The sequence below is a fragment of the Aureimonas pseudogalii genome (assembly GCF_014196835.1).
In the GTDB taxonomy this organism is placed as follows: domain Bacteria; phylum Pseudomonadota; class Alphaproteobacteria; order Rhizobiales; family Rhizobiaceae; genus Aureimonas; species Aureimonas pseudogalii.
Map to the genome: position 1 here is coordinate 32,051 of NZ_JACIEK010000006.1, position 23,949 is coordinate 55,999.

General features: G+C 65.4%; 22 protein-coding genes. 3 read left to right on the plus strand and 19 right to left on the minus strand.

Annotated features, from left to right (window positions below; all coding sequences use genetic code 11):
* Positions 1 to 17 precede the first annotated feature (17 nt).
* The 5 genes from ntrX to GGR04_RS12330 all read right to left on the minus strand — a co-directional run bounded on the left by ntrX (position 18) and on the right by GGR04_RS12330 (position 7,381).
* Positions 18 to 1,379 (minus strand): nitrogen assimilation response regulator NtrX, encoded by a 1,362-nt coding sequence (gene ntrX, locus GGR04_RS12310; RefSeq protein WP_183200193.1) that lies wholly within the window; start codon positions 1,377 to 1,379, stop codon positions 18 to 20.
* On the minus strand, positions 1,379 to 3,589 hold the full coding sequence (locus tag GGR04_RS12315) for a sensor histidine kinase NtrY-like (RefSeq protein WP_246393138.1): 2,211 nt from the start codon (positions 3,587 to 3,589) through the stop codon (positions 1,379 to 1,381). Before GGR04_RS12315 ends, ntrX begins: the two co-directional genes overlap by 1 nt.
* 108 nt (positions 3,590 to 3,697) lie before the next feature.
* The gene (gene ntrC, locus GGR04_RS12320; RefSeq protein WP_183200195.1) at positions 3,698 to 5,146 is read right to left on the minus strand and encodes a nitrogen regulation protein NR(I); all 1,449 of its coding nucleotides are present in this window, start codon (positions 5,144 to 5,146) and stop codon (positions 3,698 to 3,700) included.
* Positions 5,146 to 6,291, minus strand: a complete 1,146-nt coding sequence (locus tag GGR04_RS12325; RefSeq protein ID WP_183200196.1) for a two-component system sensor histidine kinase NtrB — start codon at positions 6,289 to 6,291, stop codon at positions 5,146 to 5,148. The genes ntrC and GGR04_RS12325 overlap by 1 nt, the downstream gene beginning before the upstream one ends.
* 4 nt (positions 6,292 to 6,295) lie before the next feature.
* The gene (locus tag GGR04_RS12330) at positions 6,296 to 7,381 is read right to left on the minus strand and encodes a tRNA dihydrouridine synthase (RefSeq protein WP_183200197.1); all 1,086 of its coding nucleotides are present in this window, start codon (positions 7,379 to 7,381) and stop codon (positions 6,296 to 6,298) included.
* 174 nt (positions 7,382 to 7,555) lie between these two features.
* Here GGR04_RS12330 and GGR04_RS12335 point away from each other — a divergent pair, with 174 nt between their 5' ends.
* Together GGR04_RS12335 and GGR04_RS12340 are read left to right on the plus strand one after the other, a co-directional pair.
* Complete coding sequence (locus GGR04_RS12335; protein WP_183200198.1) at positions 7,556 to 8,737, plus strand: bifunctional 2-C-methyl-D-erythritol 4-phosphate cytidylyltransferase/2-C-methyl-D-erythritol 2,4-cyclodiphosphate synthase; 1,182 nt, start codon at positions 7,556 to 7,558, stop codon at positions 8,735 to 8,737.
* 4 nt (positions 8,738 to 8,741) lie between these two features.
* A complete protein-coding gene (locus GGR04_RS12340) occupies positions 8,742 to 9,239 on the plus strand; it encodes a CinA family protein (protein ID WP_183200199.1) in 498 nt (165 codons plus the stop codon).
* A gap of 49 nt (positions 9,240 to 9,288) precedes the next feature.
* Here the strand turns inward: GGR04_RS12340 and GGR04_RS12345 are convergent, their stop codons facing one another.
* The 10 genes from GGR04_RS12345 to GGR04_RS12390 form a co-directional block, all read right to left on the minus strand.
* Positions 9,289 to 9,750 (minus strand): type II toxin-antitoxin system RatA family toxin, encoded by a 462-nt coding sequence (locus tag GGR04_RS12345; protein ID WP_183200200.1) that lies wholly within the window; start codon positions 9,748 to 9,750, stop codon positions 9,289 to 9,291.
* Positions 9,751 to 9,764: 14 nt separating this feature from the next.
* Positions 9,765 to 10,739: a lipoyl synthase gene (gene lipA, locus GGR04_RS12350; RefSeq protein WP_183200201.1), complete on the minus strand. Its 975-nt coding sequence runs from the start codon at positions 10,737 to 10,739 to the stop codon at positions 9,765 to 9,767.
* 41 nt (positions 10,740 to 10,780) lie between these two features.
* On the minus strand, positions 10,781 to 11,035 hold the full coding sequence (locus GGR04_RS12355; RefSeq protein ID WP_183200202.1) for a GlsB/YeaQ/YmgE family stress response membrane protein: 255 nt from the start codon (positions 11,033 to 11,035) through the stop codon (positions 10,781 to 10,783).
* Positions 11,036 to 11,165: 130 nt separating this feature from the next.
* Complete coding sequence (gene lpdA / locus GGR04_RS12360; protein ID WP_183200203.1) at positions 11,166 to 12,617, minus strand: dihydrolipoyl dehydrogenase; 1,452 nt, start codon at positions 12,615 to 12,617, stop codon at positions 11,166 to 11,168.
* 59 nt (positions 12,618 to 12,676) lie between these two features.
* On the minus strand, positions 12,677 to 13,324 hold the full coding sequence (locus tag GGR04_RS12365; RefSeq protein ID WP_183200204.1) for an SGNH/GDSL hydrolase family protein: 648 nt from the start codon (positions 13,322 to 13,324) through the stop codon (positions 12,677 to 12,679).
* Positions 13,325 to 13,368: 44 nt separating this feature from the next.
* Positions 13,369 to 14,763, minus strand: a complete 1,395-nt coding sequence (locus tag GGR04_RS12370) for a pyruvate dehydrogenase complex dihydrolipoamide acetyltransferase (RefSeq protein WP_183200205.1) — start codon at positions 14,761 to 14,763, stop codon at positions 13,369 to 13,371.
* A complete protein-coding gene (locus tag GGR04_RS12375) occupies positions 14,763 to 15,065 on the minus strand; it encodes a hypothetical protein (protein WP_183200206.1) in 303 nt (100 codons plus the stop codon). Before GGR04_RS12375 ends, GGR04_RS12370 begins: the two co-directional genes overlap by 1 nt.
* A 7-nt stretch (positions 15,066 to 15,072) precedes the next feature.
* Complete coding sequence (locus GGR04_RS12380) at positions 15,073 to 16,488, minus strand: pyruvate dehydrogenase complex E1 component subunit beta (RefSeq protein WP_183200207.1); 1,416 nt, start codon at positions 16,486 to 16,488, stop codon at positions 15,073 to 15,075.
* A 9-nt stretch (positions 16,489 to 16,497) separates the two neighbouring features.
* The gene (gene pdhA / locus GGR04_RS12385; RefSeq protein WP_246393146.1) at positions 16,498 to 17,442 is read right to left on the minus strand and encodes a pyruvate dehydrogenase (acetyl-transferring) E1 component subunit alpha; all 945 of its coding nucleotides are present in this window, start codon (positions 17,440 to 17,442) and stop codon (positions 16,498 to 16,500) included.
* Between the two features lie 298 nt (positions 17,443 to 17,740).
* Positions 17,741 to 18,070, minus strand: a complete 330-nt coding sequence (locus GGR04_RS12390; RefSeq protein ID WP_183200208.1) for an FtsB family cell division protein — start codon at positions 18,068 to 18,070, stop codon at positions 17,741 to 17,743.
* 260 nt (positions 18,071 to 18,330) lie between these two features.
* Between GGR04_RS12390 and GGR04_RS12395 the strand changes: the two genes are divergently transcribed.
* Positions 18,331 to 19,218 carry a formate/nitrite transporter family protein gene (locus GGR04_RS12395; RefSeq protein ID WP_183200209.1) on the plus strand — a complete coding sequence of 296 codons (888 nt, stop codon included), beginning with the start codon at positions 18,331 to 18,333 and terminating at the stop codon, positions 19,216 to 19,218.
* A 49-nt stretch (positions 19,219 to 19,267) separates the two neighbouring features.
* On the opposite strand, the gene eno is transcribed toward GGR04_RS12395, so the two are convergent.
* From eno to pyrG, 4 genes are all read right to left on the minus strand, one after another.
* Positions 19,268 to 20,545 carry a phosphopyruvate hydratase gene (gene eno / locus GGR04_RS12400; protein ID WP_183200210.1) on the minus strand — a complete coding sequence of 426 codons (1,278 nt, stop codon included), beginning with the start codon at positions 20,543 to 20,545 and terminating at the stop codon, positions 19,268 to 19,270.
* Positions 20,546 to 20,627: 82 nt separating this feature from the next.
* Positions 20,628 to 21,458, minus strand: a complete 831-nt coding sequence (gene kdsA, locus GGR04_RS12405) for a 3-deoxy-8-phosphooctulonate synthase (RefSeq protein WP_183200211.1) — start codon at positions 21,456 to 21,458, stop codon at positions 20,628 to 20,630.
* A complete protein-coding gene (locus GGR04_RS12410) occupies positions 21,455 to 22,249 on the minus strand; it encodes a VOC family protein (protein ID WP_183200212.1) in 795 nt (264 codons plus the stop codon). Before GGR04_RS12410 ends, kdsA begins: the two co-directional genes overlap by 4 nt.
* A complete protein-coding gene (gene pyrG / locus GGR04_RS12415) occupies positions 22,249 to 23,877 on the minus strand; it encodes a CTP synthase (protein WP_183200213.1) in 1,629 nt (542 codons plus the stop codon). The genes GGR04_RS12410 and pyrG overlap by 1 nt, the downstream gene beginning before the upstream one ends.
* Between the last annotated feature and the right edge of the window lie 72 nt (positions 23,878 to 23,949).

A 23,949-nucleotide genomic window follows, 5' to 3' on the forward strand; every position in this document is an offset into this window, starting at 1 on the left:
CCGTCCCTGCGCCGCGCTCAGATACCGAGCGATTTCAGCTTGCGGTGGAGCGCCGAGCGCTCCATGCCCACGAACTCGGCGGTGCGCGAGATGTTGCCGCCGAACCGGTTGATCTGCGCCACCAGATACTCCTTCTCGAACACCTCGCGGGCGTCGCGCAGCGGCAGAGCGAGGATGCGCCCGTCCGACTGGCTCGGCGTGCGCGGCAGCATGTCGCCCACCTCGTGCGGCAGCATGTCGGCCGAGATCGCCTCCGATCCGTCGGAGCGTGACAGGATCATCAGACGTTCGATGTTGTTGCGCAGCTGACGGATGTTGCCGGGCCAGTCGCTCGACTGCAGCACGGCCAACGCCTCGGGGCTCAGCGCCTTCGGCCGAATGCCCGTCTGCTCGCCGATCTGGCGCATGAACGCGTCGATCAACATGGGAATGTCCGCCCGGCGCTCCGAGAGCGGAGGCACCATGATCGGCACCACGGCGAGACGGTGGAAAAGGTCCTCGCGGAACGTGCCCTCGGCCATCAACGACTCGAGGTTCTGCGCCGTCGATGAGACGATGCGCACGTCCACCTTCACCTTCTTGGCGCCGCCGACGCGCTCGAAGGTCTGCTCGGTCAGGACGCGCAGGATCTTGTTCTGCGTCTCGCGCGGCATGTCGCCGACCTCGTCGAGATAGAGGATGCCGCCATGGGCCTCCTCCAGCGCGCCGACCTTGCGCTCGACGCCCGGCGGGGTCTCGGTGCCGAAAAGCTCGACCTCCATGCGCTCGGGCGTGATCGCCGCCGCGTTCAGAGCCACGAACGGTCCCTTGGCACGAGCGGAAGCGGCATGGATGGCGCGCGCCACCATCTCCTTGCCGGAGCCGGAGGGCCCGAGGATCATGACGCGGCTGTTGGTCGGCGCCACCCGCTCGATGGTCGAGCGCAGCTGGTTCATCGGGTGCGACTTGCCGAGGAGCTCCGGCGAATCGGACGAGCGGCGGCGCAGGTCGGAGACCTCGCGCTTGAGCTTGGAATTCTCCAGCGCCCGCTCGGCGACGATGACGAGGCGATCGGCCTTGAAGGGCTTCTCGATATAGTCGTAGGCGCCCCGGCGAATGGCCGACACGGCGGTCTCGATGTTGCCGTGGCCGGAGATCATCACCACCGGCACTTCCGGGTGCTGCGCCTTGATCGCGTCGAGGAGATCCAACCCGTCGAGCCGGCTGCCCTGAAGCCAGATGTCGAGGAAGATCAGCCGCGGCACGCGGTCGGCGATCGACTGCAGCGCGGTGTCCGAGCTCCCGGCGGTGCGGGTCTCGTGGCCCTCGTCCTCGAGAATACCGGCGACGAGGTCCCGAATGTCGGCCTCGTCATCGACGACCAGAATGTCCGATGCCATCAGCGTTCACCATCTTCGTTCGTGCGTGTTCGTTTCGCATCGGCAAGCCCAGTCTCGGACGTTCCGGTTGCGGGGAGTCGGATCCGGACGAGCGCGCCTTGCGGCTCGTTCGGGTTGTCGTCGAGCTCGATCGTGCCGCCGTGTTCCTCGACGATCTTGCGCACGATCGCGAGGCCGAGGCCCGTGCCCTTTTCGCGCGTCGTCATATAGGGCTCGAGCAACCGATCACGATCCTCCTTCGGGAAGCCACGACCATTGTCGGCGATCTCGACCACGTGGAGGCCGCCTTCGGTGCGGGCGAGGATCGCAATGCGACCGGCATGATCCTCCAGCGATTCCATCGCCTCGACCGCGTTCTTCACGAGGTTTCCGAAGGCTTGGCTCAGAAGGCGGATGTCGAAGGAGCCGAGCATCGGCTCGTCGCCGTAACGCGTCTCGAACGTGACGCCATGGTCGCCCATCTCGCGCATGAAGACCGCCTCGCGAAGAGCCTCGCGCAGGTCGCGGTCCTCCAGCTTGGGCTTGGGCATGCGGGCGAAGGTCGAGAATTCGTCGACCATCCGCCCGATGTCGGAGACCTGCCGGATGATCGTGTCGACGCAGCGATCGAAGACCTCGCGATCTCCCTCGATCATCTTGCCGTAGCGTCGTCGGATCCGCTCGGCCGAAAGCTGGATCGGCGTCAGCGGGTTCTTGATCTCGTGGGCGATGCGGCGGGCGACGTCGGCCCAGGCAGAGGAGCGTTGCGCGTCCACGAGATCGGTGATGTCGTCGATCGTGACGACGCTCGGATGGGCGCGCTCGCCGACATCCTGCGAGGTGACGCGGATCGTCAACACCCGCTCGCGCTCGCGCGCCCGCAGCTTGATCTGCTCCTGGTACTCGGGATGGCGGGACTGACGCGCGGCATCGTAGACGCCGGCAATCATCGGGAAGAGCGCCGCGAGCGGCTGGCCCATCGCCTCGTCCGAGGATTTCGCGAGAATGCGCTCCGCCGAAGGGTTCAGCATCGAGATCCGCGCGTCCTCGTCGACACCGATGACGCCCGCCGTCACGCCCGACAGAACCGCCTCTGTGAAGCGACGGCGCTCGTCGATCTGATCCTTGGCGTTGACCAGTTCATGGCGCTGGCTGCGAAGCTGCCGGATCATGGTGTTGAACGTGTTCGACAGCGATCCGACGTCGCCGTCCGAGGCGCGCACCGGCACGGAAACACCCAGATTGCCCTCCGATACTTCGTCTGCCGCCCCGATCAACAGGCGGATCGGGCGCACCAGACGGTCGGCGACGCCGATGCCCGTCCAGATCGCCGAGAGCAGCACGATCAAGGTGATGCCGAGATAGAGGAGCGCGAAGGCGATCTGCAGGTTGAAGCGGTTGGCCTTGAGGCTCGAATATTCGGCGGTGCGATCCTCCATCAGCCGAAGCGCCGAGATCACCTCGGGATCGACCACGCGCACCGTGTAGAGATAGACGTCGCCGAAAGCGCGCAGGCGCGTCACCGCGCCCACGAGATTGGTCACGCCCGGTGGAATGAAGACGAGATTGCCCTCCGCCGCCTGCTCCAACGCGTCGGTGGGAGGGGCTGGAAGGGGCCGCTCGACCGGCACTTCGGCTCTGAGGAAAGGCACGCCGTCGCTGGCGAGGAGTTGCGCGCCGAGGAGCGAACGCCCCTTGGCCTGCTCGGTCATCAACTGCTGGAACCCCGTGCGGTCGAGGTCGAAGAGTTGGCGCTGCGCCCCGAGGTCGAACGCCATCGACATGGTCGAGCCCTGCAGGTTGCGGGCGTTCTCGTTGACATAGGCCTTGGCGACGCTGATCGACGAATCGACGATCGTGCGCGTGCGGATCTCGAACCAGCGGTCGAGACCGAGGTCGAGCGTGATGCCGGCGACCACGGCGACGAGCAGCGCCGGCAGCGCCGCGACGATGGCGAAGAGCACGACGATCCGCACATGCAGCCGCGAGGCCGCCTTGCCGTGCTGCCGCGCCCGGGTCATCCGCAGCACTTCGCGCCCGATCAGCGTGCAGAGCAGCAGCACGAACAGGCCGTTGGCCGTCGAGGCGATGGTAACCACCCGGTCGGTCGGCGCGATCGGCGTCAGCCCCATGAGGACGACGAAGGAGATCGCACCGGTGACCAGCGCGCCGACCACGGCGAGAATGCCGGGCACCAGCATGAAGCGCCGGCGCTCTCCCCGCACCGGCATCTCTCCGTCCGTTGTCGTCGCCTGTACCGTCATTCCATGCCCACCGTGAATCACGTGGCATGATTGCAACTCATTGTGTCTAAAATGCAACGAAAAATTTCGTCGATCTTAACGAATTGAGCGAACGATGGAAATGTCGAGGTCGCGGATCTTCTTGCGCAGCGTGTTGCGGTTGACCCCGAGCAGATCTGCCGCCTTCACTTGGTTGCCCCGCGTTGCGGCCAGCGCGGCGGCGATCAGTGGATATTCGACCTCGCGCAAGATACGGCCGTGCAGTCCGGGCGGCGGCAGGTCGTTGCCGAAGGATGCGAAATAGTCCGACAGATAGCGCTCGACCGAGGCAGACAGGTCGATCGGCTTCGTCGCGTCGTGCTCGCCGCTCAGTGACTTCGCGTGGTCGTTTGCCAGTTCGTGCTCGATCAGTTCCGCCGAGATCTCGTCCTGCGGATAAAGCGCACTCAGCCGCCGCACGAGATTCTCGAGCTCGCGCACGTTGCCCGGCCAGTTGTAGCGGCGCATCACGTCGAGCGCGCCCGGCGTCAGCGTCTTGCGCGACAGACCCTCGCGCTGGACGATCGTGAAGAAGTGGTTCGTCAGATCGACGAGATCCTCGATGCGCTCGCGCAGCGGCGGAAGCCGGAGCGGCACGACGTTCAGCCGGTAGAACAGATCCTCACGGAACAGACCGCGCTGGATCAGCTGGCGCAGATCCTTGTTCGTCGCCGAGACGATGCGCACGTCGGTCGCGATCGGGGTGCGCCCGCCGACCACGGTGTATTCGCCCTGCTGCAAAACGCGCAGCAGGCGCGTCTGCGCCTCCATCGGCATGTCGCCGATCTCGTCGAGAAACAGCGTGCCGCCCTCAGCCTGCTCGAAGCGCCCGCTCGTTCGGCTCTGGGCGCCGGTGAAGGCGCCCTTCTCGTGGCCGAACAGTTCGGACTCGATGAGGTCGCGCGGGATCGCCGCCATGTTGATGGCGACGAACGGCCCCTTGCGGCGGCGGCCGTAGTCGTGGAGCGCGCGCGCCACGAGCTCCTTGCCGGTGCCGGACTCGCCGGTGATCGTCACCGTCAGGTCGGTCTGCATCATGCGGGCGAGAGCCCGATAGATGTCCTGCATCGCGGGCGATCGCCCGACGAGAGGAATGGCCTCGGCGCCCTCGTCCGGCCCGGCCAGCCGCGCCGGCGATTTCGGCTCGGCCAGCGCACGGCGCACGATCGAGACGAGTTCGGTGAGGTCGAAGGGCTTCGGAATGTAGTCGTAGGCGCCCTTCTCCGACGCCTTGATCGCCGTCATGAACGTGTTCTGTGCGCTCATGACGACCACCGGCAGATCGGGCCGGGTGTTCTTGATCTTCGGCAGCATGTCGAAGATGTTGCCGTCGGGCATGAGCACGTCGGTGATGGCGAGATCGCCGTCGCCCGAGCTGATCCAGCGCCAGAGGGTGGCGATGTTCGAGGTGACGCGCACCTCGAAGCCGGCGCGCATCAGGGCCTGCGAGATCACGGTCCGGATCGCGGCGTCGTCGTCCGCCACGAGAATCTGAGACGTCGCCATCAGCGGGGCCGCCTTCCCTGAATTTGGTTGGCCGGCTCGTCCGGCCGTTTCGGATCGGTCCAGGCCGGCATGAGGACGCGAAAGCTCGTGTGCCCCGAATGCGAGTCGCATTCGATCACGCCGCCATGGTCGCCGATGATCTTGGCGACGAGCGCGAGGCCGAGCCCGGTTCCGCTCGGTTTGGTGGTGACGAAGGGATCGAAGATGTGCTCGCGAATGTCGTCGGGCACGCCGACCCCGTTGTCCTCAACGATGAACTCCAGCGGCAGCGTGACGCGGGTCTTCGTGCCCGGCACCGACAGGCGCACGCCCGGCCGGAAGGCGGTGGAGAGGCGGATCTCGCCATCCTCGCGCCCGGCCACAGCCTCGCTGGCGTTCTTCAAGAGGTTGATGAACACCTGAACGAGCTGGTCGCGGTTGGCGTAGACCGACGGAAGCGAGGGGTCGTAGGTCTCGTGGATGCGAATGCCGCGCGCGAAGCCGCTCTTGGCCAGCGTCTTCACGTGTTCCAGCACCGAATGGATGTTGACGGCCGAGCGCTCGATCGGCCGCTGGTCGGAAAAGACCTCCATCCGATCGACGAGCTTCACGATCCGGTCGCTCTCCTCCTGAATCAGCCGCGTCAGCACGCGGTCGTCGTCGCTCGCCGCGGTTTCGAGAAGCTGCGCCGCGCCCTTGATCCCCGACAGCGGATTGCGGATCTCGTGGGCCAGCATCGCCGCCAGACCCGTGACTGTGCGCGCCGCCGAGCGGTGCGTCAGCTGGCGATCCATCTTGTCGGCGATCGAGCGAAGCTGGATCATCACCACGACATGCTCGGGACGATCCGTCATGCCGGACACGTAGACATCGACCAAGCGCTCGCCGCCGAGCCGCGGCGACGAGACGTCCACGCGGTACTCGCTGATCCGACCGTGGTTCAGGCGAACCTGGTCGATGAGCGCGAAGATCGGGCTGTCGAGCGGAATGAAGTCGCCGAGCTTGCGCTTGGCCAGGCTCGCCGCACCGGCCGAGAAGAACTGTTCGGCGTCGGAGTTCACGAAGGCGAACTGGTTGTCGGGGCCGAGCACAAAGACCGGATGGGGAAGCGCGTTGAGAACACCGGTCTCGGTGGGCGAGAAGCGCGCGTCGTCTGAAGGGGGCATCGCGTCAGGCAGCCTTTCGATCGGTCGCGTCGGGCCGCTCGACATCGGCAATGGTGCTTCGGCCGAAGAGAGCCTTCAGGCGGCGAGCCACGAGGGTCGGGTCGCCTTCGCGCAGAAGTGCCGACCGGTCGGCGGCGAGATCGCTCCCCGTGGCATCGGCGAACCCGTCGAGATACCAGCCCAGGTGCTTGCGGGCATGACGCACGCCCACCGTCGCGCCGTAGTGGCGCAGCATCGCCTCGTAATGTGCGGCGACGAGGTCGGCGAGGCTCCGACGCCAACTCGCTTCGCTCATCTGCCCGGCGAGAACGGCCGGAAACCACGGACGCCCGCAGGCGCCCCGGCCGACCATGACGGCATCCGCGCCGCTCGCTTCGCGCATCGGTGCGAGTTGCTCCGCCGTCACGAGATCGCCGTTGGCGACCACGGGAATCGACACTGCCGCCTTGACGGCCCGGATCGCAGTCCAGTCCGCCGCGCCCTCGTAGAACTGGTCGCGGGTTCGCCCGTGCACCGTCACCAGCCGGATGCCGGCGCCTTCCGCTCGGCGGGCCAGTTCGGGTGCGTTGATCGAGGTCCGATCCCAGCCAAGCCGCATCTTCAGTGTCACCGGCACGGTGCCGGCGCCGCGCACGGTCGCCTCGATCAGGCGTGTCGCCTGATCGAGATCGCGCATCAGCGAGGCGCCGGAGAGACCTCCCACCACCTTCTTGGCTGGGCATCCCATGTTGATGTCGACGAGATCGGCGCCCTCGCCCGCGACGAGCCGCGCGGCGGCTTCCATCGCATCGGCGTCGCGTCCGGCGAGCTGAACGGCATGAAGCCCCTGCCCGTCCGCGCCCGCCCGCATCCGGCTCTCCGCATCGCCCTTCAAGATCTCGCCGCTCGCCACCATTTCGGAATAGACCATCTTCGTTCCGAACGAGCGGACGAGCGTTCGAAACGGCACATCGGTGATGCCCGAGAGTGGCGCCAGAAAGACCTGCGCAAGCGGCTCACCCGCGAGGTGAACGACCCATGACTCCGCATGTGACTTGGACTCGCTCAATTGCGCGTCACCTCGAGCAGATGGCGATAGATTCGTCAGCATGGATGTACCATATCGAGGCATGCCCATCTGACAAGCAAAATGGCGTCATCTGCACAAAAATTGCTGCGCTGCGTCGTCGCCTGCCGGAGGCTTCGCCGTTTGGAAAAGGTCGCCGCGCAAGCTTGTTCGATCCTTTGGTTTGTGGTCTTCGCAGGGCCGCACAGAGGGAATGCGATGCGGAAGGCGGACATCGGGGTGATCATCGTGGCGGCCGGGCGCGGCGAGCGGGCCGGCGGACTGGTGGGCGGGCCGAAACAGTACCGTCCGATCGGCGGGCGCCCCGTCATCGCCCACACGGTTGCGGCCTTTCTCCCGTCGGAGCGGATCGGCCGCATCGTGGTCGTCATCCACGCCGACGACGGCGCCCTCGCCGCCGACGCGCTCGCCGACCATCTCGACCGGATCGAGTTCGTCGTCGGTGCCGCCACGCGTCAGGCGTCCGTGCGCTGCGGTCTTGAGGCGCTCGCGTCCGATCCGCCGGGCGTCGTCCTCATTCACGATGCGGTTCGCCCGTTCGTCACGCCGGACCTCATCGAAGCCGTGGCGCTCGGCGCCGAGACGGACGGTGCCGCGCTTCCCGTTCTGCCGCTCGCCGACACGATCAAACGAGGGGTGAATGGTCTGGTGGAGGGAACCGTCGATCGCGCCGGCCTCTTTGCCGCACAGACTCCACAGGGCTTCCGCTATGATCTGATCCGCGACGCCCATGCTCGCGCGTCCGTCGAGGCCGATGCCACCTTCACCGACGACGCCTCGATCGCGGAATGGATCGGCCAACCCGTCAGCCTGATCCCTGGTTCGTCCGACAACGTGAAACTGACGCTCGCCAGCGAAATCGCCGCAGCCGACCGCCATCTGAAGGAGACCGCCTTGATCGACGTTCGAACCGGAAACGGATACGACGTGCACCAACTCGTGCCCGGCGACCATGTGACCCTCTGCGGTGTCCGCATTCCCCACGATCAGACGCTCCTCGGCCATTCCGACGCCGACGTCGGTTTGCATGCCCTCACCGACGCACTGCTGGCGACCTGCGGCGCCGGTGACATCGGCACGCATTTTCCGCCGAGCGATCCGCAATGGCGTGGTGCGTCGTCGGACCGTTTCGTCCGGCACGCGGTGTCTCTGGTGACGGCGAAGGGCGGCCGGATCTGCAACGTCGACATCACGCTGATCAGCGAAGCCCCGAAGGTCGCGCCGCACCGCGAGGCCATGGTCCGAGCGATCGGCGACATGACGGGCCTGTCGCCCGATCGTATCTCGGTCAAGGCGACGACGAACGAGACCATCGGCTTCGTCGGCCGCCGCGAGGGTATCGCCGCGATCGCGACGGCCAGCGTCGTCTACGGAGACTGAACCCATGGCGGGGACGATCGATGAACTTGCAGGGAAGGTCGTGCGGCGTCTGCAGGCGGGCGGGCTGATGCTCGCGACGGCGGAGTCCTGCACCGGAGGCCTCGTCGCAGGCGCGGTGACCGGCATCGCCGGATCCTCCGCCGTCCTCGATCGCGGCTTCGTCACCTATTCGAACGCGGCGAAGACCGAAATGATCGGCGTTCCCGCCCCTCTCATCGAGTCGGAGGGGGCCGTCTCCTGTTCCGTCGCCGAGGCGATGGTAAAAGGCGCGTTGGCTCACTCGCGAGCCGACGTCGCAGTGGCGATCACCGGGATCGCCGGTCCCGGCGGCGGATCGACGGCCAAGCCGGTCGGCCTCGTTCACTTCGCAGTTGCAACCGATCGAGCGATCCTTCATCGAGAATGCCGGTTCGGCGACATCGGGCGAAACGCGGTGCGGGAAGCGAGCGTCCGGCAGGCGCTGGAATTGATCCTGGAGATCACCCCGTCCGCAACTGACTAGCGCTGCAGACGGGGCGGCCCTATCCAACCTCGACCCGTGCCGATAACCGCTAAGCGCCCGCAGCGGTTTTCGGATAGATCCGATCGGCGCGCTCCTCGAAAGCCGTTGCAAAACGCCGGAACGCATAGTCGAACATCGAGCCCATCAGGAGACCGAGCGTCCGGCTCTTGAATTCGTAGTCGATGAAGAACCCGACTTCGCAACCAGAAGGATGCGGGCGGAAGGTCCAGCGGTTTTCGAGATAGCGGAACGGCCCGTCGACATACTTGACGTCGATCTCGTGATCATCCGGCCGCAAGAGAACCTGCGAGGTGAACGTCTCGCGGATCATCTTGTAGGCGACCGTCATGTCGGCGATGAGCAGCGTCTTGCCCTCGCGCTCCCGTCGCGACCGCACGACAAGGCGTTGGCAGAGCGGTAGAAACTCCGGATAGGACTCGACGTCCGCAACGAGCGCCAGCATCTCGTCGGGCGAGTGATGGACGATGCGAGTGTTGTTGAATTTCGGCATCCCGAAACGTCAGCTCACGCCGCCACGGACGGCCGCGCCAACCGCGCCGCCTTCAACTTCTCGAAATCCTCGCCGGCATGATGAGACGAGCGGGTCAGCGGGCTCGAAGCCACCACGAGAAACCCCTTGGTGTAGCCCACCGTCTCAAAGGATTTGAACTCCTCGGGCGTCACATACCGAATGACCGCGTGGTGCTTGCGGGTCGGCTGAAGGTATTGACCGATCGTGAGGAAATCGACGTCCGCAGTCCGCAGATCATCCATGAGCTGCAGCACCTCGTTCCGCTCCTCGCCGAGCCCGACCATGATGCCGGATTTCGTGAAGATCGTCGGATCGAGTTCCTTCACCCGCTGCAGCAGGCGAATGGAATGGAAATACCGAGCGCCCGGACGAACCGTCAGATAGTTGGACGGCACCGTTTCGAGATTGTGGTTGAAGACGTCGGGTCTTGCGGCGACGACCGTTTCGAGTGCTCCCGGCTTACGCAGGAAATCCGGCGTCAGAATCTCGATCGTGGTTCCAGGCGCCGAAGCGCGGATCGCACGGATCGTCTCGACGAAATGCTGCGCGCCGCCATCGGGGAGGTCGTCGCGATCGACCGATGTGATGACGACGTGGCTGAGGCCCATCTTCGCCACTGCTCGACCGACGCTCGCCGGCTCGTCGCGATCCAGTGCGTTGGGCATGCCCGTGGCGACGTTGCAGAACGCGCAGGCACGCGTGCAGATGCCGCCCATGATCATGAAGGTTGCGTGCTTCTTCTCCCAACAACCGCCGATGTTGGGGCAACCGGCTTCTTCACACACGGTGACGAGATTGCCGGCCTTCACGATCTCACGGGTTTCTTGATAACCCGCCGAGACCGGAGCCTTGACCCGAATCCAGTCGGGCTTCGGGAGAACCACCGAGTCGGGCTTGCGAGCCTTTTCGGGATGACGTGGACGGGGCGGAGCCCCGGCCACGGAGCGACTGTCCAGAACGGTGACCATGAAGCCTACTTAGGATAGGCCACCGCCGGACGCAACGCGGACTACGCGCGGCCGCGAATGGCACGCCACAGGAAGATAAGGATGCACGCGCCGACGATGGCGACGATGAACTGCACGACCAGCGACGGAGCGGTGTAGACGCCCAGCAGGCCGAGAATGAAGTTTAGGAACAGCGCACCCACGATGCCGAGAATGATGTTGGTGAGAAGGCCGACATTGGCCTTCATGATCTTTTCGGCGATAAACCCGGCGAGACCGCCAAGGATAATCGACATGATAATTCCGACGCCGTTCATACCCAACTCCTATTCAACCTGCGGCACTTTTGCTCGCCCGAAGGGTAGATGGACGAAAATATGGCGGGTCAAGGTAGCGTGATGAGAGAATCCGGCATCGACAGCTCAAAATGCAACGAGGCCGACGTCTCTACATGTGAATGACCTTGCCGTAGGCGTCGAGAACGCTCTCGTGCATCGTTTCCGACAGGGTCGGATGCGGGAAGACCGTGTGCATCAGCTCTTCTTCCGTCGTCTCCAATCCCATGGCGATGACGAAGCCCTGGATGAGTTCGGTGACCTCCGCCCCCACAATGTGAGCGCCGAGCAATTCGCCGGTCTTGGCATCGAACACGGTCTTCACCATGCCCTCGGGCTCGCCGAGCGCGATCGCCTTACCGTTGCCGATGAAGCGGAAACGACCGACTTTGATCTCCCGCCCCGCCTCCTTGGCCTTGGCCTCCGTCAGGCCCACCGAGGCGATCTGCGGCTGGCAGTAGGTGCAGCCGGGGATCTGCGTCTTCTTCAGCGGATGGGCGTCCAGACCCTTGATCGCCTCGACGCAGATCGTGCCCTCGTGCTCCGCCTTATGTGCCAGCATCGGCGCGCCTGCGACGTCGCCGATGGCGTAGACGCCCTCGACATTCGTGCGGCCGAACGCGTCGATCTTCACCAGACCACGCTCGACCGCAACGCCGACGCCTTCGAGGTTCAGACCCTCGGTATTGCCCTGAACGCCGACCGCCGAGATCAGTCGCTCGGCGTTCAGCACCTGTGTCTTGCCGCCCTGCTCGATCGTCACTTCGACGCCATCAGCGGACTTCGAGACCTTCGCCGCCTTCGCGTCGACGAGGATCTTCATCCCCTGCTTCTCGAATTGCTTGCGCGCCGTCGCCGCGATCTCGGCATCCTCGACCGGCAGGATCTGCGGCAGCAGCTCCACCACCGTCACCTCCGCGCCCATCGTGCGATAGAACGAGGCGAACTCGATGCCGATCGCGCCCGAGCCCATGACGATCAGCGACTTCGGCATTGCCGCCGGCTTCATCGCCTCGAAATAGGTCCAGATTCGATCGCCGTCGGGCTCGATGCCGGGCAGCACGCGCGGCCGGGCACCGGTCGCGACGATGACATGCTTGGCCTTGTAGGTTCCGTGGCCGAGCACACCCTTGGGCACGGGGTTCTGCGGCTGGACCGGGGGCTTCGACGGATCGCCGACGGAAACCTCGACGGGCCCGCCCTTGCCGGCCTTGGTCAGCTTCGCCTCGCCCCAAATGATGTCGATCTTGTTCTTCTTCATCAGCATGGCGACGCCGCCGTTCAGCTGCGCCGAGACGCCGCGCGACCGCTTCACCACCGCTTCCATCTGGAACGACGGCCGGGCGATCTCTAGGCCGTAATCCCCGCCATGCTCCGCGTAGTGGAAGACCTCGGCCGAGCGCAGCAGCGCCTTCGTGGGGATGCAGCCCCAGTTGAGGCAGATGCCGCCCATGTGCTCGCGCTCGACCACCGCCGTCTTGAAGCCCAACTGCGCCGCTCGGATCGCCGCGACGTATCCGCCTGGTCCGCCGCCGATGATGAGGATGTCGTAGGTGTCGGCCATGGCTGGAAGTCCACTTGGGTTCGAGCAATTCGAAGGTCGCGCGCTCGCGGCGGGCGACCTCAGGAAATCGGCAGCAGCATCGGGCGCAAGGCCTCGGCGATGGCGCGCCCGAGCTTGGCGGTGTTCTCGGCGTCGAGATGGATGCCGTCGAGAGGAGTCGCGGTGCAGATGCGGGACGCGGCGACGTGATCGCAACCCTTTTCGGCCGCGAGCGCCGCATAGGCTGCGTCAAAGCGCTGCGACTCCTCGAGGGCGAACCCGAACATGGCATCGAAGGCCGCGTCGGCGGTCGGCACCAGAGCCGGCGGCGAGACGAGCAGGATCTGCGGTGAGTCGTAGGCAAAGGACGACGCAAACGAGCGCACGATCTCGATCAGCCGAGCGATGCCTTCGCTCGCCTCGAAGGCCCGTCCGCCGCCGGTATGGCGCTTGAGGTCGTTGCTCCCGAGCGCGATGACGAGAATGTCGACGGGCTCGTGCGTCGCCAGAAGCGTCGGGAGGACACGTCCGCCATTCCGGTCCGCTGCGGCAAGCGGGTCGTCGTAGACGGTCGTGCGCCCGTTCAGCCCCTCCGCGATGATCCGCACCTGCGAACCGAGCTCGGCTTCCACGACGGACGGCCAGCGGTCCGCATAGGCATGGCGCCCCGGACCTGCGGCATCATAGCCCCAGGTCAGAGAATCGCCGTAGCACAGGATGGTCTTCATCCCCGGATCTCCCAGTCGGCCGAGCGGCGCGAAGGTTCGTAGGGTCAGACGAGCATGCTCATCGGGTTCTCGATGAGCGCCTTGAACGCCGAGATCAGTTCGGCCCCCAGCGCTCCGTCCACCGCGCGATGGTCGGTCGAAAGCGTCACGGTCATCACCGTCGCCACCGTCACAGCACCGTTCTTCACCACGGCCCGCTCCTCACCGGCGCCGACAGCCAGAATGGTCGCATGCGGCGGGTTGATGACGGCTGAGAAGTCCTTGATCCCGAACATGCCGAGATTGGAGACCGCGGTCGTGCCGCCCTGGTACTCCTCGGGCTTCAGCTTACGCGCGCGCGCCCGCTTGGCGAGATCCTTCATCTCGTTGGAGATGGCCGACAGCGTCTTCTCCTCGGCGCGCCGGATGATCGGCGTGATCAGCCCGCCGTCGATCGACACGGCCACGCCGACATCGGCGTGACGATGCTTGAGCATGGCGTTCTCGGTCCACGAGACGTTGGCGCTCGGCACGGCCTTCAGCGCGCCTGCCATGGCCTTGATCACCATGTCGTTGACGGACAGCTTATAGGCCGGGCGGTCACCCGCTTCGGTCTTCACGATCGGAGCGGCCGCGTTCAACTGCTTGCGCAGAGCCAGCAGCGCGTCGAGTTCGCAGTCGACGGAAAGGTAGAAGTGCGGGACCGTCTGCTTGGACTCGACGAGGCGCTTGGCGATCGTCTTGCGCATGCCGTCGTGCGGGATCTTCTCGTAGGATCCGTCGGCGAAGAGCTTGAGCACGGCGTCGTCGCTCGCAGCCTTCGGCGCGGGTGCGGCCTGGGGCGCTGCGGGCTGGGTCTCGCGCGGCGCCTCGGTTGTCGCTTTCGACGCAGGTGCCGCGGCACTCTTGTCGAAGCCTTCGACGTCGGACTTCACGATCCGCCCGTGCGGACCGGATCCCGTCACCACCTGAATGTCGACGCCCTGCTCGCGGGCAATGCGACGCGCCAGCGGAGAGGCGAAGACACGGTTGCCCTTGTCCCCGTCCTTCGGCGTCGCGTCCGAAGCACCGGCGGTCTTGGCCGTCTCGGCAGGCCGCTGGTCACCGCGCGCGCCGACGTTCTTGGCATCGGCGGTCGTGCCGACCACGGCGGCGTCGGCCTTCGGCGAGTTGGCGGCCGGTGTCGCGCCGCCTGCGGTCGCTGCATCCGCGCTCTCACCCTCGGCCACGAGGATTGCGATCACCGCGTTGACCTTCACGCCTTCGGTACCGGCGGGAACGAGGATCTTCGCCACGGTCCCCTCGTCCACCGCCTCGACCTCCATGGTCGCCTTGTCGGTCTCGATCTCGGCGATGATGTCGCCGGAGGAGACCTTATCGCCCTCCTTAACCAGCCACTTGGCAAGGTTGCCTTCTTCCATGGTCGGGGAAAGAGCGGGCATCGTGACGTTGATGGGCATTAGATGCCTCCCGATAGGTCTGGTCCCTTGACCAACTCAAGACGATATTGACCGAACTGGACACCAATGGTCCGGGCAAAGACATAGTTGAAGGCAGCGAAGCCGTAGAAGAGACCGATGATCCAGAACGCCGCAAGGGCGGCAACCGACTTATGAAGGTCCACGTAGCCGACCATCGTGCCGAGAAAGCCGAGCAGGAACCCGATCGTTGCGGATGCGATCACCGCGGCCAGAAGCCCTAGAAGCGTGCCTTTCCAGTAGATGGAGAAGGCGATGCGCCAAGTATCCGCTGCTCTGGCCATCTCCTCCTCAGCGGTAGCAGACGGCTTTGACCGCCTCGACCACTTCCTTGGCCGAGGGCAGCGCCAGCTTCTCGAGGTTGGCGGCATATGGCATCGGCACGTCCTTGCCGCAGACCTTCAACACCGGTGCGTCCAGATAGTCGAAGGCGCGGACCATCAGTTCCGAAGCGATGTGCGAGCCGATCGAGTTCTGTGGCCAGCCTTCCTCGACAGTGACGCACCGGTTGGTCTTCTTCACCGAACGCACGATCGCGTCGATATCCATCGGGCGGATGGTGCGCAGATCGATGACCTCCGCGTCGATCCCCTCGGACGCCAGCTGCTCGGCCGCGGCGATCGCATAGGTCATGCCGATGCTGAAGGAGACGATCGTCACGTCCTTGCCCTTGCGGTGAACGCGGGCCTTGCCGATCGGCACCGTCCAGTCGTCGCTCTGCGGCACCTCAAAGGACTGTCCGTAGAGGATCTCGTTCTCGAGGAAGATGACGGGGTTGGGGTCGCGGATGGCCGACTTCAGCAAGCCCTTGGCATCGGCCGCCGTGTAGGGCTGAACGACCTTGAGGCCAGGGATGTGGCTGTACCAGGCGGCATAATCCTGGCTGTGCTGTGCGGCGACGCGCGCGGCGGCGCCGTTGGGGCCGCGGAACACGATGGGACAGCCCATCTGCCCCCCCGCCATGTAGAGCGTCTTGGCGGCCGAGTTGATGATCTGGTCGATCGCCTGCATGGCGAAGTTGAAGGTCATGAACTCGACGATCGGACGCAGGCCGCCGAAGGCCGCGCCGACGCCGAGACCGGCAAAGCCGTGCTCGGTGATGGGCGTGTCGACCACGCGGCGGGCGCCGAACTCTTCGAGTAGGCCCTGGCTGATCTTGTAGGCGCCCTGGTACTCGGCGACCTCCTCGCCCATGAGGAAGACGGCCTCGTCGCGGCGCATTTCCTCGGCCATCGCGTCGCGCAGAGATTCGCGCACGGTCTGCGACGCCGTCTTGGTGCCGGCCGGCATTTCCTCGGCATAGTCGCCATCGGCATCGTCGGGCTCGGGATGCGACATGCCCTGCGCCGGAACGGGTGCCGGCTTCGACTTGTCGCCCTCGGCGGCAGTCGGCTTGGCCTCTGCCGGCGCCTCTGCCTTCGGTGCTTCGGACTTGGCAGCCGAGCCGATGTCGGAGGCGGTCTCGCCCTCGGCAAGCAGGATCGCGATGACCGCGTTGACCTTCACGCCTTCGGTGCCCGCGGGAACGACGATCTTGCCGAGAACGCCTTCATCGACGGCCTCGACTTCCATCGTCGCCTTGTCGGTCTCGATCTCGGCGATCACGTCGCCGGGTGCGACGCTGTCGCCTTCGTTCTTGACCCATTTGGAGAGGGTTCCCTCTTCCATCGTGGGCGAGAGGGCGGGCATCAAAATCTCGGTCGGCATGGCGCCCTCTTACTCTGCTGCCTGGGGGATCGCGTCGGCGTAGATGTCGGTCCACAACTCCGACACGTCCGGCTCGGGATCGTTCTGGGCGAATTCGGCTGCGTCGGCGACGATGTCGCGGACTTCCTTGTCGTAGCCCTTCAACTCGTCTTCGGTCATCCCGTGGCCCTCGACGAGACGCTGGCGCACCTGCTCGATCGGGTCATGATCGGAGCGCATCTTCTGCACTTCGTCGCGCGTGCGATACTTTGCGGGATCGGACATCGAGTGGCCGCGATAGCGGTAGGTCATCATCTCGAGGATCATCGGGCCCTCGCCCTCGCGGCAGTGCTTCATCGCAAGGTCGCCCGCAGCCTTCACGGCGCGAACGTCCATGCCGTCCACCTGAATGCCCGGGATCTTGAAGGAGATGCCGCGATGGGCGAAGTTCGTCTCGGCCGAGGCGCGGTTCACCGAGGTGCCCATGGCGTAGCGATTGTTCTCGATCACGTAGATGACCGGCAGCTTCCACAGCGAAGCCATGTTGAAGCTCTCGTAGACCTGCCCCTGGTTCGCCGCGCCGTCGCCGAAATAGGTGATGGCGACCGAGTCGTTGCCCTTGTAGCGGTTCGAGAAGGCAAGCCCGGTGCCGATGGAGACCTGCGCGCCGACGATGCCGTGGCCGCCGTAGAAGTGCTTCTCCTTCGAGAACATGTGCATGGAGCCGCCCTTGCCCTTCGAGTAACCGGAGCGGCGACCCGTGAGCTCGGCCATGACGCCGCGCGATTCCATGCCGGTGGCCAGCATGTGGCCGTGGTCGCGATAGCCGGTGACGACCTCGTCGCCCTCCTTCATCGCCATCTGCATGCCGACGACGACCGCCTCCTGACCGATGTAGAGGTGGCAGAAGCCGCCGATGAAGCCCATGCCGTACAGCTGACCGGCCTTTTCCTCGAAGCGACGGATCAGCAGCATGTCGCGATAGGCGCGCAGCTCCTCGTCCTTCGAGAACTCCGCCGGCGCCGGCGGATCGAAGCTCTTCAGGGTCCTGACGATTTCGGCGGAGGATGCGGCGTCCTGCGCGGCGACATCGACGCCGCCGCTCTTCTGCTTGCCCGAGGCCATGGAGGCTTCCTATCCCTTGACGCCCACTCTCAGTGGACCAATTTTCGCCAACTATACCGGCGGCTATTGGGTCGGCAAGGACAGGAACTCACATTAACTGGAAAACGGTTGATATGCTGCTTTGCAGCATTTTTGAACCGCAATCCGGTTATTCGGCTGCGTAGCCTTTCGGCATCAAGATGGTGATCTCGTCGTCGTTGGACATATTCAGCGCGCGTCGTGCACGCTCGTCGATCATATCACGTTCGAGCGTCCCGTCGCTGAGGAGACGTACGCGCTGCTCCAGGCCTTTTCTGTTCGCCACGAGCCGATTGTACATCTGCGTCTTCCGGGTCAGCTCCGCCGCCATCTGGGCACCAGCTTCCACACCGTAGCGCCCACTCTGCGATTGCTGCGTGAAATAGACGAGACACGGCAGCGTAATGGCCGGGACGATCAGCGGCTTGAGCCACGATTTGCGCTTCTGGCGGGTCTGCATCGGCGTTCTCCTGCCGTATCAATCTACCCGCGCGTGGTTTACGCCGTGTTAAGGCTACCGGACGTTCCCCAGCCGGCACGCTATCGGCGGGAGCAACGCAGCCAAGCCGACCAGCGATTTGAGCTGGTTGAAACCGATCGGGCGAACATGGGTTTACCGGGCCGATCTTCGGCCTTTGCTTGCCGCATTGTCCGAACGCGAAAGCCGACCCGGCTGTCACTGGAAATGCTCCATCAGGTAGCAAACGAGGACGCCGCCGAATGGCCGAACGAAGCGAGCACACGAACGAGGAAACGCAGCGGCGGCACGACGAGGAGCCGACAGGCCTGACGAGCCGCGAACTCGACGAGGTGGACGAGCGCCACAGGCTGCGGCCGCTGGCGGTCTACGAGCTCGTTCGCCAGGAGGGCGAAGACGAGCTCAGCCGTCCGGCCGCCAGCTTGTGGTGGTCTGGTCTCGCCGCCGGTCTGTCCATCGGGTTCTCCGTGCTGACGCAGGCCGTTCTTCGCGTGAATCTACCGGACGCTTCCTGGACGCCGCTCGTCACCAGCTGGGGCTACTCGGTCGGCTTCCTGATCGTCATCCTCGGTCGGCAGCAATTGTTCACCGAGATCACCCTCACCGCGACCCTTCCCGTGCTCGCGGCGCCACGATACGCGCTTGTCGTGTCGCTGCTTCGCCTCTGGGCGATCGTCCTTGCGGCGAACTTCGTGGGAACGGCGATCTTCGCGGCCGGCATCGCATGGGACGTCATCGCCATGCCCGAGATCCGCGAGGCGGCACTGGCCATCTCGCGCGAGGCCGTCTTCGAGGGATGGGCGACGCTGTTTCTGCGGGCGATCGTCGCGGGTTGGCTGATGGCGACCGTGGTATGGCTGCTCCCGTCCGCGCAGCATTCGAGCTTCGTGACCGTCGTCCTCGTCACGACGCTGATCTCGATGTTTCATCTGGCCCATGTCGTGGCCGGATCGGTCGAGGCGATGGCGCTCGTCTGGAACGGCGAGCTCGGCTTCGGGGCGGCGCTGGCGAACTTCTACATGCCGGTGCTGCTCGGGAACGTCATCGGCGGTGCCGCGCTCTTCGCGCTGCTGACCTACGCTCAGGTCGCGACCGAGATGGTCGAGGAAAACCCATCGAAGATCAAATAAAAAGGGGCGCCGCGGGACGCCCTCTTTCCCGATCGTCGGTGGTTTGTGATCAGCGCGTGCGCAGGATCGAACGACCGGCATAGACCGCCTGGTCGCCGAGTTCTTCCTCGATGCGCAGAAGCTGGTTGTATTTGGCGAGCCGGTCCGAGCGTGCCAGCGAACCGGTCTTGATCTGCCCGCAATTGGTCGCGACGGCGAGATCGGCGATCGTCGAATCCTCCGTTTCGCCCGAGCGGTGCGACATGACGGCCGTGTAGCCGGCGCGATGCGCCACGCTCACCGCATCCAGCGTCTCCGACAGCGTGCCGATCTGGTTGACCTTCACGAGGATGGAATTCGCCACCTTCTTCTCGATGCCCTCGCGCAGGCGCGTCGAGTTGGTCACGAACAGATCGTCGCCGACGAGCTGGACCTTCGAGCCGATCTTGTCGGTCAGGCTCTTCCAGCCCGCCCAATCGTCCTCGCCCATGCCATCCTCGATCGAAATGATCGGATAGGCGCCGGCGAGCTCGGCAAGGTAGGACGCCATGTCCTCGCCCGACAGCTTCCGTCCCTCGCCTTCGAGGTCGTAGACGCCGTTCTTGAAGAACTCGGTCGAGGCGCAGTCGAGCGCGAGGTAGACGTCCTCGCCCGGCTTGTAGCCGGCCTTTTCGATCGATCCGAGCACGAAGTCGAGCCCGGCCTTAGCGGAAGCGAGATTGGGCGCGAAGCCGCCTTCGTCGCCCACGTTGGTGTTGTGGCCGGCGTCCTTCAACGCTTTCTTCAGCGTATGGAAGATTTCGGCGCCCATGCGCAGGGCTTCGCGGAAGTTCTCCGCGCCGACCGGCATGATCATGAATTCCTGGAAGTCGATCGGGTTGTCGGCATGCGCGCCGCCGTTGATGATGTTCATCATCGGCACGGGCAGGACATGCGCCGAGGCGCCGCCGACATAGCGGTAGAGCGGCAGACCGGCCGAATCGGCCGCGGCCTTTGCCACCGCCAGCGACACGCCGAGAATGGCGTTGGCACCGAGCCGGCTCTTGTTCGGCGTGCCGTCGAGCGATCGCATCACCGAATCGATGCGGATCTGGTTCTCGGCCTCGAAGCCGACGACGGCTTCCAGGATCTCGTTGTTGACGGCCTGCACCGCCTGCTGGACGCCCTTGCCGGCATAGCGCTCGTCGCCGTCGCGAAGCTCCACCGCCTCGTGCGCGCCGGTGGAAGCACCGGAGGGAACGGCCGCGCGGCCCATTGAGCCGTCCTCGAGGAAGACGTCGACCTCGACCGTCGGATTGCCGCGACTGTCCAGGATCTCCCGGCCGATGATGTCGATGATCGCCGTCATGCTCGTCTCCCGTTGGATATGGGGCTGCGTTGCCGCCTTCTAGAGCATCGGGCGCCGAACGGAAACCGCCCGGCGCCTGCGTTCAGAAGCCTTTCGCCACCGCGTCGAACGCCTGCAGGCGGCGCAGCAGTTCCGGCATCGCGTCGAGCGGCACCATGTTGGGTCCGTCCGACGGCGCGTTGTCGGGATCCTCGTGTGTCTCGATGAAGAGGCCGGAGACGCCGACGGCGACGGCGGCGCGCGACAGCGTATCGACGAAGCGCCGCTCGCCGCCGGAGGAGCCGCCCTGCCCGCCCGGCTGCTGCACCGAATGCGTCGCGTCGAACACGACCGGCGCGCCCGTCTCGGCCAGGATGGGAAGCGCGCGGAAGTCCGAGACCAGCGTGTTGTAACCAAAGGAGGCGCCGCGCTCGGTCAGCAGAACGTTCGGATTGCCGCTTTCGGTGACCTTCGCCAGCACGTTCGCCATGTCCCAAGGCGCGAGGAACTGACCCTTCTTGATGTTGACGACGCGGCCCGTACCAGCCGCCGCGATGAGGAGATCCGTCTGACGGCAGAGGAAGGCGGGGATCTGCAGGATGTCACAGACCTCGCCCACGACCCGGCACTGTTCTTCCGTGTGGACGTCGGTCAGCACGGGCACGTCGAAGGTCGATGCCACCTCCGCGAACACGGGAAGCGCGCTTTCGAGACCAATGCCGCGCCGACCCTTCAGGCTGGTGCGGTTGGCCTTGTCGAAGCTCGCCTTGAACACGTAGTCGATGCCGAGATCGCCGGTGATGCGCACCATGCGCTCGGCGATCATCATCGCGTGGTCGCGGCTCTCCATCTGGCAGGGGCCGGCAATGAGCGCGAACGGACGGTCGGCGGCGAAGCTCGCGCGCTTGGCGCGGACGGTGGTGTTCGGGGTCATGGGATGTCCTCGAAGATGAGGAACGGGCCGGCGCCCGATCCGAGAATGGAATGCCGTGTGGCACTGTCGCCGTATGAGTGAGCCGCGGCCTCGCTCTGCGCGACGGAGAAGACGAGACCCGACCGCGCGTCGCCCTGGGGCGTCTGATCGCTGGGGTCGAAGCGGAATGGCGAGTGATCGTATGTGCCGCCACGGACGGCATCCAGCTTGCCCGGCGAAAGGCGCTCGGGATCGAGCACGATTCCGGCGAGCCCGCATGCGCCGTTGGGATGGCGCGTCAGCACCGAGCGGTCGGGACGGTCTCCGGTCGGTTGGCAGAAGAAGAGCAGCGGCTCGGCGGGGCCGGACTGCGCGAAGGCAAGGCTGAAGGACACGCGGCCGCGTGTGCCGTCCGGCTGCTGGAAGTCTCGGCCGAAGTCGAACAAGTCGCCTTCCGAAAGGCCTTTGGCAACGAGCCTGTCCCGATCCGCCGCCGCATCCTCGGACCGCAAGGCTATGCCCGAGAGACAGGGCATCGCACGGTCGGCTCGCACGCTCGCATCGTGGCGCACGAACGTCGCGCCTTCGCGCAGCGCCCGTTCGTAGGCCTCGGCGTCACCGACCGCCAGAAGCTCGACGTAGCAGCCGTCCGCCAGAAAGATGCAGGCGTTCGCCGTGCCGAACGGGTGCAAGGCATCGGGCGCGACGAGAAAGCCGAAGTTCTCGAACCAGCGGCGTGCCTCGTCAAGCGAATCGACGGCCAGCACGACGTGGTCGACCTCCCGCCCTTCCAAGCCCGATTCAAACGTCATCAGACGAGCCGGGACCGCTCCATCGCCGCCTCGATGAAGGAGGCGAAGAGCGGGTGCGGCTCGAAGGGCCGGGACTTCAGCTCGGGATGATATTGCACGCCGATGAACCACGGATGATCCGGCAGTTCCACCGTCTCGGGCAGCAGACCATCCGGGGACATACCTGCGAACGTCATGCCGGCCGCCTCCAGCCGCTCGCGATAGGTGCGGTTGACCTCGTAGCGGTGGCGATGGCGCTCGTTGATGACGGTGTCGCCGTAGATCGCGGCGATGCGTGAGCCCGCCTTCAGACGCGCCTCGTAGGAGCCGAGCCGCATCGTGCCGCCGAGGTCGCCCTCGCTGGCGCGCTGCTCCAGCTCGTTGCCCTTCATCCATTCGGTCATGATGCCGACCACCGGCTCGGGGGTCGGACCGAACTCGGTGGAACCAGCCTCCGAGACGCCCGCCAGCGAGCGCGCCGCCTCGATCACCGCCATCTGCATGCCGAAGCAGATGCCGAAATATGGCACGTTGTGCTCCCTGGCGAACTTCGCTGCGAGGATCTTACCCTCCGAGCCGCGCTCGCCGAAGCCGCCGGGCACCAGGATGCCGTTGACCCGCTCCAGATAGGGGGTCGGATCTTCCTTCTCGAAGACCTCCGACTCGATCCAGTCGAGCTTGACGCGCACCTTGTTGGCGATGCCGCCATGCTGCAGCGCCTCGATCAGCGACTTGTAGGCGTCCTTCAGCCCCGTGTACTTGCCGACGACCGCGATCGTGACTTCGCCCTCGGGATTGGTGATGCCGTCCACCACCTGGTGCCAGCGATCGAGCTTGGGCTTCGGCGCGGGGTCGATGCCGAAGGCCGCGAGCACCTCCGTGTCGAGCCCCTCCTGATGGTAGGCGATCGGCACGTCGTAGATCGTCGCGACGTCCAGCGCTTGAATCACGGCGGATTCTCGCACGTTGCAGAAGAGGCTCATCTTGCGACGCTCCTCCTTCGGGATCTGCCGGTCGGCGCGCACGAGCAGGATATCGGGCTGGATTCCGATGGACCGAAGCTCCTTCACCGAATGCTGCGTCGGCTTGGTCTTCAGCTCGCCGGCGGTCGGAATGTAGGGCATCAGCGTCAGATGGACGTAGACCGCGCCGTTGCGCGGCAGGTCGTTACCGAGCTGGCGAATCGCCTCCATGAACGGCATCGCCTCGATGTCGCCCACCGTGCCGCCGATCTCGCAGAGCACGAAGTCGTACTCCTCGTTGCCGTGGACGACGAATTCCTTGATCGCGTCGGTGACGTGGGGAATCACCTGCACCGTGGCGCCGAGATAGTCGCCGCGCCGCTCTTTGGCGATGATCTCCTGGTAGATCCGCCCGGTGGTGACGTTGTCCTGCTTGTTGGCAGACCGCCCCGTGAATCGCTCGTAGTGCCCGAGATCGAGATCCGTCTCGGCGCCGTCGTCGGTCACGAAGACCTCGCCGTGCTGCGTCGGGCTCATCGTTCCGGGATCGACGTTCAGGTAGGGGTCGAGCTTGCGAAGCCGCACACGGTAGCCACGGGCCTGAAGCAGGGCGCCGAGGGCTGCGGATGCAATGCCCTTGCCCAAGGATGAGACCACGCCGCCGGTGATGAAGATATATCGCGCCATGGGCTTTCTCGATACGCTTTTCGCCACGATTCAACCAGCCGAAATCTCGGCTGCCAAACGAAACGGGGCGCC